A 13777-nucleotide genomic window follows, 5' to 3' on the forward strand; every position below is an offset into this window, starting at 1 on the left:
TTCCTCCGCAGGACGCGTCACAGGTAGTGGCGCTGGTTTCGTTTGTGCTGGGCGTAGGTGCCGTAGGCGGTCCTGGTGCTGTCCAGCTCGGACACCTCGCTCACGGGCACGTCCCACCAACCGTGCGAGGGCGGGTTCGGTCCGTGCATGTCGGTCTCGATGTGCACGACCGTGGTGCTCTCGGCTGCCTTGGCCTGCGCGATGGCCTCGCGGAACTCCTTGATCCCGTGGGCTCTGACCACGCGGGCGCCGAGGCTGGCGGCGTTGGCCGCGAGGTCCACCGGCAGGGTCGCGCCTTCGAGGAGTCCGCTCTCGGGGTCGCGGTAGCGATACCTGGTCCCGAACCGCTGCGAGCCGAGTTCCTCCGAGAGTGATCCGATCGAGGCGAAACCGTGGTTCTGCACCACGATGATGACGACCTTGAGGCCTTCGGAGACCATCGTGGCGATCTCCTGCGCCATCATCAGGTACGAACCGTCGCCGACCAGGACGAACACCTCACGGCTCGGGTCGGCCATCTTGACCCCGGTGCCGCTGGCGACCTCGTAGCCCATGCAGGAGTAGGCGTACTCGACGTGGTAGGCCTTCGGGTCGCTCGCCCGCCACAGCATCTGCAGGTCACCCGGCATGCTGCCGGCCGCGTTGATGACGACGTCGCGCTCGGCGATGCTCTCGTTCAGCGCGCCGAGGACAGCGGTCTGGGCGGGCAGCGGTTCGTGCTCGACGTGGTAGCACTCGTCGGTGATCCTCGCCCACTCCCGCGCCAGCTCCCGGACACGGGTCCGGTAGGCCGGCTCGACCTCCCAGCCGTCCAGTTCCCGGCGCAGCGCCTCCAGGCCGGCGCGCGCATCGCCGACCAGTTGGGAGGCCGAGTGCTTGGCGGCGTCGAGCCGCGCCACGTTGAGGTTGACGAACTCGACATCGGGGTCGCCGAAAACGGTGTGGCTGGCGGTGGTGAAGTCGCTGTACCGGGTGCCGATGCCGAGCACCACGTCGGCTTCGCGGGCCAGCTCGTTGGCGCTCTTGGAACCGGTGGCGCCGATACCGCCGACCGCGCAGGGGTGGTCCCACTGCACCGCCCCCTTGCCGGCGTGCGTGTCCGCAACCGGAATGCCCGTCGCCTCGGCGAACTCGCGCAACTGCCGGCCGGCCTGCGCGTACACGACACCGCCGCCGGCGACGATCAGCGGCTTCCTCGCCTCGCGCAGTGTCTCGGCGGCGCGGGCGAGCGCGGCCGGGTCCGGCACCGGTCGATCGATGTGCCACACGCGCCCGCGGAAGAGCTCCACCGGCCAGTCGTGGGCCTCGGCCTGCACGTCCTGCGGCAGGCAGAGGGTGACCGCACCGGTCTCCACCGGGTCGGTCAGCATCCGCAGAGCGGCCAGTGCCGCGGGGATGAGCTGTTCGGGGCGGGTGACGCGGTCCCAGTACTTCGACACCGGGCGCAGGGCGTCGTTGACGGTGACGTCGCCGCCGCGGGTGTCCTCCAGCTGCTGCAGGACCGGGTCCGGTCCCCGGGTAGCGAACATGTCACTCGGCAGCAGCAGCACCGGAACGCGGTTGGTGGTGGCCAGCGCGGCGCCGGTGACCATGTTGGTCGACCCCGGGCCCGTCGAAGCGGTGCACGCGAACGCCTGCAGCCGGTCACGCATCTTCGCGAAGGCCGCGGAGGTGTGCACCATGCCCTGCTCGTTGCGGGCCAGGTAGTACGGCAGGTCGGCCTCGCCGGTCCTGGCCGCCTGCAGCAGCGCCTGCCCGAGCCCGGCCACGTTGCCGTGGCCGAAGATGCCCCAGACACCGGGGATCAGTCGCTGCTCAACGCCGTCACGCTCGGAGTACTGCGCTGCCAGGAAGCGCACCAGCGCCTGCGCGGTCGTCAGGCGAACGGTCTCGCTCAACGCCGTCACCTTCCCTTCCCGTTCGCCGTGTAGAGCGGAAGCCGCGGGTCGATGTCCTGGTCGGCCCAGGTCTGCCGGATCCAGCCGTGCGCGGGGTCGTCACAGATGAGCCAGGCTCTCTCCGCGCCGGGGCCGGCCATGACGTTGAGGTAGTAGAGGTCGTATCCGGGGACGGCCATGGACGGGCCGTGCCAGCCGTGCGGGATGAGTACGACGTCCTCCCGCCGCACTTCGGCGAGGACGTCGATCGGTCGGTCCCTGGTCCCGTAGACCCTCTGGTATCCGAGGCCCGGACCCTGCGGGCCGTCGGCGACCTCGAAGTAGTAGATCTCCTCCAGCTCGCACTGGGTCTCGGTGGCCTCGTCGTGCTTGTGCGGCGGGTAGGAGGACCAGTTGGCCCCGGGGGTGAGCACCTCGCAGGAGATGAGCTTGTCGGCCTCGAAGGTCTGCGGGGTGCAGAAGTTGTTGACCTGGCGGCTGCACTGGCCCGCGCCGCGCAGCTCGACCGGGACGTCCTCGGCCGGCCCGTAGCGCGCCTCCAGCCGCCGCTCGCAGCGGGCGGACGGAAGCGCGAACCGGCCGCCTCGTTCGCTGCTGACCGTGGCGCGGGCGTCGCGGGGCAGGTAGCGAAGTCGGTGACGCGGGAGAAGACGTCGCCTCGGCCCTCGATCTCGAACACCCGGCCGTCGCAGCGCACCGTGCAGCCGCCGTTGAGCGGCAGCACCAGCATTTCGTCCGCGCCGGTCTCGATCTCCGAGCCGCCGCCGGCCGGTAATTCCAGCACTTTCAGCCCGGAGTAGCCCCAGCCGGCGGACTCCGGGGTGACGACGGTGCGGAACCGCCCGGAGGCGGTGCTCCCGGCCGGCAGGTAGTACTTGCTCGTCGAAGCGGTCACAGCAACCTCGCAGCGGTGTCAACGGCGGCAACGACATCGTCGTCGACGGGGTACAACAGGGATCGGCCGACGACCAGGCCTTTCACAGTGGGGGCTTTCAGCGCATCGGCCCAGCGGCCGTACGTGGCGTCCGGGTCGGCGGAGACCTCTCCGCCGAGCAGCAGGGCCGGCAGGGTAGAGGCCGACATCACCCGCTCCATCTCCTCCACCACCGGGACCTTCAGCCAGGTGTAGGCGGAGGCGTTGCCGATACCGGAAGCGATGGCCACGGCCCTGGTCATGGCGTCCGGGGTGAGGTCGTTCTTCACGGCGCCGTCGCTGCGGTGCGAGATGAACGGCTCGACCATGGCCATGAGGCGGGCGGCGTTGAGTTCGTTGACGGCCCCGGCGCAGGCGGCGAGGGTCGGCGCGGTGCGATCGTCGTTGTAGTCGATGCGCAGCAGCATCTTGCCGCCGTCGAACCCCATGTTCCCGATGGCGGCCGTGTCGTAGGCGGTGAACCGGTCGTCCATCTCGAAGACGGCCCCGGCGAGCCCGCCGCGGTTCATCGAACCGATGACGGTCTTGCCGTCGAGCGCTCCCAGCAGCAGCAGGTCCTCCAGGATGTCCGCGGTGCCCAGCACACCGGTGACACCCGGGCGGGCGAGCGCGGCGCACAGCCGGTCGAGCAGATCGGCGCGGTCGGCCATGGCCATCGGCCGGTCCCCCGACCTGAGTGCGCCGCGCGCCGGGTGATCGGCGGCGATGATCATCGCCTTGCCGTTCTCCCCCACCGGGGAGGTCGGCCTGACGCGCCTGGCGGCGGCCCGGGCGATCTCTCCGGGATCGTGCACCCGGGTGTCGACGATGCCGCGCAGCAGCTCAGCCGCCATGGTCCACCTCCCGCAGTTCGGCCTCGACCTCGTCCTCCGTCGGCATCGCGTCGGAGCAGGAAAGGCGGGAGGCCACGATCGCGCCCGCCGCGTTGGCGAACCGCATGATCCGTTCGGTGTCCCAACCGGCCAGCAGCCCGTGGCAGAGCGCGCCGCCGAAGGCGTCGCCCGCGCCGAGCCCGTTGACCACGTCGACGTGCACCGGGGGGACGTGCACGTCGCCGGAGCCGTCCACCGCGAGGACGCCCTCGGGCCCCTGCTTGATGACGGCCAGCTCGATGCCGAGGTCCTTCGCGGCCTTGGCGGCCGCGTGCGGGTCGCTCTGGCCGACGGCGGTCTCCCACTCGTCGAGGTTTCCGGCTGCCACGGTCACGTGGGGCAGTGCCTGGCGCACCCACTCGCGCGCCTCTTCCCTGGACTCCCAGAACATCGGCCGGTAGTCGAGATCGATCACGGTAGTGCCGTTCCGGCCGCGGGCCTTGAGGGCTTCGAGGGTCGCGGTGCGGCTGGGCTCCTGGCACAGGCCCGTTACCGTCACCCAGAAGATGCCGGCTTCGCGGATCGCGTCGTAGTCCAGCTCCTCGGGGCGGATCTCCAGGTCGGGGGCTTTGGGCTCCCGGTAGAAGTAGAGGGGGAAGTCGTCGGGCGGGAAGATCTCGCAGAACGTCACGGGTGTGTTCAGTCCGGCCACGTCGCTGACGAAGCGGTCGTCCACCCCGTAGTCCCGCAGCGCCTGGTGGATGAACCGGCCGAAGGGGTCCTTGCCGGTCCGGGTGATCACGGCCGACCGCCGGCCGTAGCGGGCGGCCGCGACAGCGACGTTGGTGGGACTGCCTCCGATGAATTTCCCGAAGGACCGCACCCACTCCAAGCCGACACCGACCTGTTCGGGGTAGATGTCCACGCCCACGCGACCCATGGTGATGACCTCGAAAGGGCCATCCGAGCGTCGGCGCTCACTGGCTTCCACTTGAACCTCCGTTGTTAGCGGTGCTTCGGATCGCCGCCCTCTCCGCGTCCGGCATCCGGTGTGCGGTGCGGTTTGCACCGAGACGACCGGCGTGCTCCGCTCCCGCCGGACGAAGGGCGGCTGCCGAACGCCGGCCCGGGCGGAACCGCCAGAGTGCCGCGCGGCGACGCCGCTTCCGCGGTCATCCTTCTCCTCCCTCCGGGACGTCGGCGGTCGTCTGGCGGCCGTACTACCCGGCCGGACGGACCTCGCCGACCCGCATCGGGCGCCCTTCCCGCATCGAGGTGTCGGCGGCGTCCGCCACGAGCACGGCCTCCAGGCGTCGGCGACCGTGCACGGGCTGCCCGTCTCGCCCTTGACCATCCGCAGGAAGGCGGCGATCTCCGCCTCGTAGGCCGGAGTGAACCGGGACCAGAACTCCTGCCAGGCTCGCCCCGAGGGAAGTCCACGTCCGGTTCCGCCGACACCAGCGCGGCTCGCTGGTCCAGGCCGACGGCCATCGTGCCGCGCGATCCGGCGAGTTCCATGCGGACGTCGTACCCGCCGCCGTTGTAGCGGGACCCCTGCAGGGTGACCACTGTTCCGTCGTCCATCCGGAGCACGGCCGCGGTGGTGTCCACGTCTCCGGCCTCCGCGAAGTAGCCGGCGCCCCGGTTCGCGCCGTAGGCGTAGACCTCCTCGATCTCCCTGCCCGTCACCCAGCGCAGGATGTCGAAGTCGTGCACGTGGCAGTCGCGGAAGATCCCGCCGGAATCGGGGATGTATCCGGCGGGCGGCGGCGCGGCATCGCAGGTGACGGCGTGCACCCGGTGCAGCTCGCCGAGCCTTCCGTCGCGCAGGGCCTGGCGCGCTCGCGTGTAGCCGGGGTCGAATCGGCGCATGAAGCCGATGTGGACGGGTGTGCCCGCTCTCTCGACCTCGCGCAGCACCTCGACCGTCGTGGGAACGTCCGGCGCCACCGGCTTCTCGCAGAAGACCGGGATGCCGGCCCGCACGCCGGACAGGATCAGGCCGGGGTGCGCCGGCGTGGCCGCGGCGATCACCAGGCCGTCGATGGCTCCCGGGGTGAACAGCCCCTCGGTGTCGCCCACCATGTGGGCGCCCACGCGTCCGGCGACCACTCGGGCCCGTTCGCTGTCGGTGTCGGAGAGAACCAGCTCGGACACTTCCGGGCGCGCCGCGAGCGCCGCCGCGTGGGAGGCCCCGATCCGTCCGGCACCGACAAGACCGATCCGCATGACCCGTTCCTCCCTCCGGGTTGAGCTGGGTCTCACATACCTGTTCCGTGCGTCACAGGCTTGAGGGAATTTCTACGCCTCCGTTAATCACTTGTCAACAGATTGTCTAGACATACTTACGTCGTGATCTGCCATCAACATGCTGAGCAGTAGAATGGCGGCTGGTCCACGCACAAGAGCAGTCGCCCCTCAGTGGAACGGAGACGTGTGACAGAGCCACCGCTGTCGATCACCCTCGACCGCAGCAGTCCAGTGCCGCTGTACTTCCAGGTCGCCCAGGAACTGGAGCACCGGATCCAGAACGGCGCGATGCCGGCCGGGACCCGGTTGGAGAACGAGGTCCTCCTCGCCGGCCGGCTGGGACTGTCGCGTCCAACGCTGCGCCGCGCGATCGAGTACCTGGTCGACCGCGGGTTGCTGGTACGCAAGCGCGGGGTCGGGACCCAGGTGGTGAGGCCGCGCGTGCGTCGGCCAGTCGAACTGTCGAGCCTGTACGACGACCTGCGCCAGGCCGGCCAGAACCCGCGAACCGAGGTGCTGCGGCTGAGTGTGGAACCGCCCCCGGACGCGGTCGCCACCTCCCTTGAGGTCGCCCCCGGCACCGAGGTCTACGTCCTGGAGCGACTGCGCTACGCGGGCGAGGAACCCCTGGCCCTGATGCACAACTACCTACCGGTCGACCTGGTCCCCCTGACCGAGGAGGCACTCACCGAGCAGAGCCTCTACAAGCTGCTGCGCACTGCCGGGGTGACCCTGAAGGTCGCCTCCCAGAGCATCGGCGCCCGCGGCGCCACCGCCGCGGAGGCGCGCATGCTCGGCGAGAGCCGCGGTGCCCCGCTGCTCACCATGCAGCGCACCGCCTACGACGACGTCGGACGGGTGGTCGAAGTGGGATCCCACGTCTACCGGGCGTCGCGCTATACATTCGAGCTGACGCTGACCGGGTAAAAGACCAGGCTGACGCTGACCGGGTAAAAGACCAGGCTGACGCTGACCGGGGAGCGCCCCGGTCCGGGGTTCAGGCTCCGCGGCCGAGCGAGCGGCGGTGCCCTCTCGGAGGGGGAAGCCGCCGCTGCCGCCGCCCCTGGCGCCAGCGGGGCAGGGTGTCGCGGGCGAGGTCGGCGGCGCCGATGAGTCCGGCCTCGTTGCCCAGGGCCGCGGGCACCACCCCCGCCTCGGGCCGGTAGCCGCGACCGGTGAGGTTGCGCCGGAAGGCCGTCCGGGCCGGGCCCAGGAGCAGCTCCCCGCACTCCGACACCCCGCCGCCGATGATGAACAGCTCCGGGTCGAAGGCCGCGGCGAGGTTGGCCAGGCCGATCCCCAGCCAGGTCCCCGCGTCCTCCAGCAACTCGACGCAGGTGCGGTCGCCGGCGGCCGCGAGTTCACTCACCAGAAGACCGGTGATCAGCGACGAGTCACCTCCGACCACCTGGATAAGCCCCCGCGCGACCGGGGAGTCGGCGTCGGCGAGCTCGCGCGCGTCCCGGGTGACCGCGTTGCCGCTGGCGTACTGCTCCCAGCACCCGCGGTTCCCGCACTCGCAGCGGTGCCCGTTGGGCACGACGGTCATGTGCCCGAACTCTCCGGCGAGCCCGTAGCGCCCCCGTTCCAGCCGCCCGTCGATGACGACCGCACCACCGATTCCGGTGCCCAGGTTGACCACGATGACGTCGCCGACACCCTGTCCGGCTCCCACACAGACCTCGGCCCAGGCCGAGGCGTTCGCGTCGTTCTCGACCACGACCGGCAGTCCGAGCCGGATCTTCAGCGCGTCGCGGAGCGGTTCCTCGCGCCAGGCCAAGTGCGGGGCGAACTGGACGCGGGCCCGCTGCTCGTCGACGAAACCCGCCGCGCCCACGCCCACGGCCTGCACCGGGTAGTCGCGGCACAGCTCCTCGACGAGCCCGGCGATGGTGTCCTCGACGACTTTGGGGCTCTTGCTCTTCTCCGGAGTCTCGGTGCGCCTCCGCGCCAGGACCCGGCCCGCAGGGTTCACCACACCGGCGGCGACCTTCGTTCCCCCGATGTCGATGCCGACGGTCAATCCCCGTTGGTACTGGCCTGTCCCCCTGGAAAACGCCATAGCCAGGCCAGCCTACTCCCCTTTTGTCAGGACATCCGCACCGCGTACATGTTGCGTCACCGTGTGTTTCGCGTGGGTTGCGGCGGACGCGTCGTGGATGAGGTCGTGGCGACCGGCGATGATCTCCTGGAAGCGGATCTTCGCCCGGATCATCGGACGCCGGACCCGCAGATCGCGCCGGGCGGCCCGCTCCCACTTCTCCGAGCCCCGGGGGTACTGCCACCGCTCCCACGGCGATCCGGGGACAGCGAGCCTGATCGCGGCGACGATCGAGATCACGGGCACGAACACACCGGCCAGTCCGGTCCAGATCTTCCCCTTGAGCAGGCTGACCACCGACCCCGCGAGATTCACCAGGGCGAGAAGAACCAGGCCGGGCTGCACCGCGCTCGCCTCCCCGGTGAAGCCGAACTCCTCCCAGCCGAACGGCCGCACCCCGGTGAGCAGCAGACCGGTCAGGGCGATCGCGACGAACACCGCATCGACGGAGGTACGGCCCTGCTCCGTCCAGTAGACGTCACGCAGATGCAGGATCAGCGCGAACTCGTCCAGCACCAGGGCGGCCCCCAGACCGAACAGCGCCGCCGCCACGGCGATCGGGGCGCTCTCGCGATCGGTGATGAGCAGTGCGGCGACCCCGCCGAGCAGCATCAGCGCGACGCCGAAAACGACATGGTGAATATGCAGGTCACCGTGCCGGATGTTGCCCGGCCACCAGCGGACCCTGGCCCGGATCAGCCGCACGCTCAGCCGGATGAACAGGAACCCCGCCACGAAGGCGACGAAGAAGCTGAACAGGGGAAGGCGGCCCGCACCCACCACATAACTGCCGAACCACTCGGCCATGTACGTCTCGCCTCTTCCCGCTCCGCGCGGGGCGCGGAACTCGTCCGGATCACCTGCCGAGGCCTCAACACACTACGTCGTTCCGATCGATCGCGCCGGGATCGCGCCGACGCGCGACGCCCATTCGAGCGGAACCACATCAGAGTATCCGGAAGGCACCGATGCGCCACCCTTCCCGCACTGACCGGGACACGCGGGAAGCGGCGTTCGCCGCTTCCCGCTGCGCCCGTCCTCGCTAGACGCGGGCCGGGTCCACCAGCCCTGAGGTGTCCGCGGGCGAGGGCTCCTCGTAGGGGAAGCGGGCGGCGCCGAGGGCCGGCTCCAGGTCGAACAGCCAGGTCGCCTTCTCGTCGTACTTGGCGAAGAACGGTTTGCCGACCAGTTCGGGGTCGCGCGCCTGGATGAAGTGCAGCACGAAGACCTTCTCACCGGCGATCTCGGTGACGCCGTCGACGCAGACCTTGCCGGGTGTGGCCGACATCGACGGCCCGCGTACGGTGCGTGCCAGGCCCGAGACGTTCTTGTAGGCCCCCCGGAAGATCTCGTAGGCATCGGCCAGCGGGACCGCGAAGTAGTCCTTCGGGCCCGTGTCGCGCTCGACGAACATGTAGTAGGGCACCATGCCCTGGCGAACCTGTGTCCGCCACATGCGCTCCCAGGTCGCCGAGTCGTCGTTGATCGTGCGGATCAGCGGCGCCTGGGTGCGGATGACCGACCCGGTATCGCGGATACGCCGCACGGCCTCCTGGACCAGGTCGGGCGCCATCTCGTTCGGATGGCTGAAGTGCGCCATGAACGCCAGGTTCTTACCGGAGGCGATGACCCTCTCGAACAGCCGCAGCGTCTCCTCGGCGTCCGGATCGGTGACGAACCGCTGCGGCCAGTAGGCCAGCGCCTTGGTGCCGATCCGGATGGACTCCAGCGTCTCCACCTGCAGCAGCGGCTCAATGTAGCGCGAGATCACCCCCTCACCCATGATCATCGGGTCACCGCCGGTGAACAGCACACTGGTGACCTCCGGATGTTCGTACAAGTACGAGACGAGCTGATCGATCTCGCTGGAGGCGAACTTCAGGTCGGGTTCGCCCACGAACTGCGCCCAGCGGAAGCAGTACGTGCAGTAGGCGTGGCACGTCTGTCCCTGCTTGGGGAAGAACAGCGCCGTTTCGGCGTACTTGTGCTGCACCCCCGGGATGGGCTCCTCATTGCCCGCCTTGGGGACGTTGAGCTCCATCTGCCCGGCCGGGTGCGGGTTCAGCCGCGCACGGATCTCGTTGGCGGCCTGATTGAGCTCTTTCCTCGGCGCGTCCTTGCGCAGCAGATCGGCGATCCGGGCCACGTCCGGCTGCGGCAGCATGTCCGCCTGCGGGAAGACCAGACGGTAGATCGGATCGTCGGGGGCGGCATCCCAGTCGATCAACTCGTCGACGACATAGCTGTTGACCCGAAACGGCAGCACGTTGGCCACCGCGCGGACCGCGAGCCGTTCGTCAGCGCCGAGTCCGGCCCTGGCCGTCAGTTCGTCCAGGTGTTTCGTCGTATAGGCACGAAACCGACGTCCGGCGGACGGGGACAGTGCCGCGTCGTGCGTCAAGCTCACGCGTCTCCTCTCATGAAGTCACAGGATGGCCCTCGCGGATGGGCGAGGGACCCCTGACCTTGGCGGCGCCAGTGTGTTCGCACACTGGTGAGCCCCCTAACGTGAACAATGCGGTTAGAACACAGGCCCGAAGCGTGTTTCCGTCTTCCAGGGCCGAGGCCGGGGCATACCCGATCTTGAGGCTGTTCTACCCATTTCACGGGATTCAACTGCCGACCTGGACGTTTCGGGCGTACAACAGATGCGGGCCAGGCATGCGGTCGCGTGAAACACGGGACCGCTACCGTGACCCGGGCGCCCGGCGATCCCGCCTCCGGCGAGCCTGGACCCGCGAGTGTGAGGAGACCCCTGTGAGCGGTGCACCCCCCGCGTTCCCTCTCCCGTCGCCCCCCGCACCGGTGATCGCGGTCGACGCGATGGGGGGCGACAACGCGCCCGCCGAGGTGGTCAAAGGTGCTGTCCTGGCGGTCCGCGAACACGGGCTGCGCCTGGTACTGGTCGGGCGGATGCCGGAGCTCGCCTCACTGCTGAGCCAGGAGAAGGCGCGGGGAGAGGTTCCCATCGTGCACGCCGAGGACTCGCTCGCCATGCACGAAGGCGCGCTGGCGAGCTGGCGCAGGCCGCGCTCCAGTGTGGCCGTCGCCTGCAGGCTCATCCGGCGGGGGGACGCCTCCGCTCTGGTGTCGGCCGGCTCCACCGGCGGCGTGGTCGCCACGTCCACCGTGCGGCTGCGCAGTCAGCCCGGCGTGCTCCGCCCGGCCCTGGCGGTCGCGCTACCGACCCGGCCGGTCCCCACGGTCCTGCTCGACGCCGGCGCCAACGCCGATGCCAAGCCCGAGATGCTGGTGCAGTTCGCACACCTGGGGGCGGCCTACGCCCACACCGCGCACGGCGTGGCGGAACCGCGGGTGGCCATGCTCACCATCGGATCGGAGCCGGGAAAGGGCAACAAGCTGGCGCGCAAGACCGCCGAGCTGCTCGGCGCGGTCTCCACGGGCTCCGCCGGGCCGTCGCGGCTGGATTTCCGCGGCAACATCGAAGGCCACGACCTGCTGTCCGGGGAGGTCGACGTGGTGGTCACCGACGGGTTCACCGGCAATGTCGCGCTGAAGGCGGTCGAAGGGGCGGTGCGCTTCGCCTTCGACACGGTGCAGGAAGCCCTGACCTCGACCACCCTCGCCCGGACCGGCGCGCTGCTGCAGCGCAGGTCGCTGCGCGAGCTTCGCGGACGCTTCGACAGTGAGACCTATGGCGGCGCCGTGCTGCTCGGCCTCAACGGCACAGTGGTGATCGCGCACGGCGACAGCCGCGCACGGGGCGTCGCCCGCGCCTGCCTGCTCGCCCACGAGCTGGCCGCCGGCCGGATCGTCGACCAGGTCCGCCGCCGGCTCAGCGGCGCCGGCCGCCCGTCGGGCTGGCTGCACCGGTTGAGCCAGAACGAGGGGCAGGGACCCCACTGAGAGGCGTATTACCAGTTCGCACCGCACAGGTCGGCGGCGTCGGTACGCTAATGGCATGGCCGACCCGCAGGAAGTTCTCTCGCGACGGGTCCAGTCCGCGCTCGGCGCCGCGTTCGGCGCCGACTACGCCGAGACCGACCCCGTCATCCGTCCCTCCCAGTTCGCCGATTACCAGGCCAACGCCGCGCTCGCGCTGGCCAAGCGGCTCGGGCGAAAGCCGCGCGATGTCGCCGCCGACATCGTTGCGCACCTGGACGTCGATGACGTCTGCCGAGAGGTCGAGATCAGCGGCCCCGGCTTCGTGAACCTGACCCTGCGCGAGGAGTGGATCGCCGACCGCGCCCAGGAGGTGCTGGCCGACCCGCGCGTCGGTGTGCCGCGGCAGGACCGGCAGAACATCCCGATCGACTACTCGGCGCCGAACGTGGCCAAGGAGATGCACGTCGGCCACCTGCGCACCACCGTGGTGGGCGACGCGCTGGCCCGGACTCTGGAGTTTCTCGGGCACAACGTCATCCGGCAGAACCACATCGGCGACTGGGGAACCCCGTTCGGCATGCTCATCGAGCACCTGCTGGACACCGGCGAGCACTCCGCCGAGGCGGAACTGGTCAAGAGCGACCCCAACGCCTTCTACCAGGCGGCCAAGGCCAAGTTCGACGAGTCCGAGGAGTTCGCGGCCCGCGCCCGCGCGCGGGTGGTGGCGCTGCAGAGCGGCGACCCCGAGACGCTGCGCCTCTGGCGAGAACTGGTCGACCTCTCCAAGGTCTACTTCAACAGGATCTACGCCAAACTCGACGTCACCCTCACCGACCACGACCTCGCCGGCGAGAGCATCTACAACGACATGCTCGCCCCGGTCTGCGACGAGCTGGAGCGCAAAGGCATCGCGGAGCTGAGCGACGGCGCGCTGTGCGTGTTCCTCGACGGTTTCACCGGCCGCGAGGGGAAACCCGTCCCGCTGATCGTCCGTAAGAGCGACGGCGGGTACGGCTACGGCACCACCGACCTCGCCACGGTCAAGTACCGCGTCGAGCAACTCAAGGCCGACCGCATCCTGTACGTGATCGGCGCGCCCCAGGCGCTGCACCTGCAGATGGTCTGGGGGGCCGCCCGCGCGGCCGGCTGGCTGCCCGATGATGTCACGCCGTTCCACGTGCAGATCGGCAATGTGCTCGGTTCCGACGGCAAGATCCTGCGTACCCGCAGTGGGGAGCCCATCCGGCTGATGTCCCTGCTGGACGAGGCGGTCGAGCGCGCCGCGAAGGTCGTCGCCGAGACCCGCCCCGATCTCGACGAGGAGAGCCGCACGGCGATCGCCCGCGAGGTCGGCATCGGCGCGGTGAAGTACGCGGACCTCTCCGTGTCGCACGACACCGAGTACACCTTCGACTTCGACCGGATGCTCGCGCTGAACGGGAACACCGGACCGTACCTGCAGTACGCGGCGGCCCGGATCCGGTCCATCTTCCGGAAGGGCGAGCTGTCGCCGGAGGAGGCCACCGGCCCGATCACGTTGACCGAGCCCGCCGAACGGGAGCTCGCGCTCGCCCTGCTCGGTTTCGGTTCCACGGTGCACCTGGTCGGCGACTCCCTGGAACCGCACCGGCTGTGCGGCTACCTGTTCGACCTGGCGCAGACGTTCACCGCGTTCTACGAGAAGTGCCCGGTGCTCAAGGCCGGGGACGGGGCCACTCGCGCCTCCCGCCTGGCGCTGACAGCGGCCACGCTGCGCACCCTGGTTCAGGGGCTGGAGCTGCTGGGGGTACACGCCCCGGAGCGGATGTAAGCCGGCGAGCGGCCGGCCTCTTACGACGAGGAGGGGCGGGCCCGCGTTCGCGGGCCCGCCCCTTGTCTGTTCCCCGCTCCGGTGGCCGGCGGATACGGGGCGTTCGCGCCGTGGCCGTTCACGCGT

Annotated in this window: 10 protein-coding genes and 1 pseudogene; 3 read left to right on the forward strand and 8 right to left on the reverse strand. The window is 70.1% G+C overall.

Going from position 1 to position 13777, the window contains the following annotated elements; all coding sequences use genetic code 11:
- Window positions 1-17: 17 nt before the first annotated feature.
- From iolD to VS93_RS21495, 5 genes and pseudogenes are all read right to left on the reverse strand, one after another.
- Complete coding sequence (iolD, locus tag VS93_RS21475) at window positions 18-1898, reverse strand: 3D-(3,5/4)-trihydroxycyclohexane-1,2-dione acylhydrolase (decyclizing) (protein ID WP_046471705.1); 1881 nt, start codon at window positions 1896-1898, stop codon at window positions 18-20.
- A gap of 5 nt (window positions 1899-1903) precedes the next feature.
- Window positions 1904-2793: pseudogene (iolB, locus tag VS93_RS21480) on the reverse strand (5-deoxy-glucuronate isomerase).
- Window positions 2790-3665 (reverse strand): Cgl0159 family (beta/alpha)8-fold protein, encoded by an 876-nt coding sequence (locus VS93_RS21485; protein ID WP_046471696.1) that lies wholly within the window; start codon window positions 3663-3665, stop codon window positions 2790-2792. The pseudogene iolB and the gene VS93_RS21485 overlap by 4 nt, the downstream one beginning before the upstream one ends.
- Window positions 3655-4635 (reverse strand): 5-dehydro-2-deoxygluconokinase, encoded by a 981-nt coding sequence (gene iolC / locus VS93_RS21490; protein ID WP_046471697.1) that lies wholly within the window; start codon window positions 4633-4635, stop codon window positions 3655-3657. Before iolC ends, VS93_RS21485 begins: the two co-directional genes overlap by 11 nt.
- Before the next feature lie 14 nt (window positions 4636-4649).
- The gene (locus VS93_RS21495; RefSeq protein ID WP_236700660.1) at window positions 4650-5873 is read right to left on the reverse strand and encodes a Gfo/Idh/MocA family protein; all 1224 of its coding nucleotides are present in this window, start codon (window positions 5871-5873) and stop codon (window positions 4650-4652) included.
- A 207-nt stretch (window positions 5874-6080) separates the two neighbouring features.
- Here VS93_RS21495 and VS93_RS21500 point away from each other — a divergent pair, with 207 nt between their 5' ends.
- Window positions 6081-6821 (forward strand): GntR family transcriptional regulator, encoded by a 741-nt coding sequence (locus VS93_RS21500; protein ID WP_046471698.1) that lies wholly within the window; start codon window positions 6081-6083, stop codon window positions 6819-6821.
- Between the two features lie 70 nt (window positions 6822-6891).
- On the opposite strand, the gene VS93_RS21505 is transcribed toward VS93_RS21500, so the two are convergent.
- The 3 genes from VS93_RS21505 to VS93_RS21515 all read right to left on the reverse strand — a co-directional run bounded on the left by VS93_RS21505 (window position 6892) and on the right by VS93_RS21515 (window position 10402).
- Window positions 6892-7956, reverse strand: coding sequence for an ROK family glucokinase (locus VS93_RS21505; RefSeq protein ID WP_046471699.1), 1065 nt, complete (start codon window positions 7954-7956; stop codon window positions 6892-6894).
- A 12-nt stretch (window positions 7957-7968) separates the two neighbouring features.
- Window positions 7969-8802 (reverse strand): hypothetical protein, encoded by an 834-nt coding sequence (locus VS93_RS21510; protein WP_046471700.1) that lies wholly within the window; start codon window positions 8800-8802, stop codon window positions 7969-7971.
- A gap of 235 nt (window positions 8803-9037) precedes the next feature.
- Window positions 9038-10402 (reverse strand): KamA family radical SAM protein, encoded by a 1365-nt coding sequence (locus VS93_RS21515; RefSeq protein WP_173434345.1) that lies wholly within the window; start codon window positions 10400-10402, stop codon window positions 9038-9040.
- 350 nt (window positions 10403-10752) lie between these two features.
- Here VS93_RS21515 and plsX point away from each other — a divergent pair, with 350 nt between their 5' ends.
- Both plsX and argS read left to right on the forward strand, forming a co-directional pair.
- The gene (gene plsX / locus VS93_RS21520; RefSeq protein ID WP_046471701.1) at window positions 10753-11862 is read left to right on the forward strand and encodes a phosphate acyltransferase PlsX; all 1110 of its coding nucleotides are present in this window, start codon (window positions 10753-10755) and stop codon (window positions 11860-11862) included.
- A 55-nt stretch (window positions 11863-11917) separates the two neighbouring features.
- On the forward strand, window positions 11918-13651 hold the full coding sequence (gene argS, locus VS93_RS21525; protein ID WP_046471702.1) for an arginine--tRNA ligase: 1734 nt from the start codon (window positions 11918-11920) through the stop codon (window positions 13649-13651).
- Window positions 13652-13777: the final 126 nt, after the last annotated feature.

Source organism: Allosalinactinospora lopnorensis, from assembly GCF_000981225.1.
Taxonomy (GTDB): Bacteria; Actinomycetota; Actinomycetes; order Streptosporangiales; family Streptosporangiaceae; genus Allosalinactinospora; species Allosalinactinospora lopnorensis.

Bases quoted from the DNA above. Each gene is read 5' to 3' on its own strand.
- VS93_RS21505 (WP_046471699.1), bottom strand. From the start codon at position 7,956: ATGGCGTTTTCCAGGGGGACAGGCCAGTACCAACGGGGATTGACCGTC.
- argS (WP_046471702.1), top strand. From the start codon at position 11,918: ATGGCCGACCCGCAGGAAGTTCTCTCGCGACGGGTCCAGTCCGCGCTC.
- VS93_RS21510 (WP_046471700.1), bottom strand. From the start codon at position 8,802: ATGGCCGAGTGGTTCGGCAGTTATGTGGTGGGTGCGGGCCGCCTTCCC.
- VS93_RS21495 (WP_236700660.1), bottom strand. From the start codon at position 5,873: ATGCGGATCGGTCTTGTCGGTGCCGGACGGATCGGGGCCTCCCACGCG.
- VS93_RS21485 (WP_046471696.1), bottom strand. From the start codon at position 3,665: ATGGCGGCTGAGCTGCTGCGCGGCATCGTCGACACCCGGGTGCACGAT.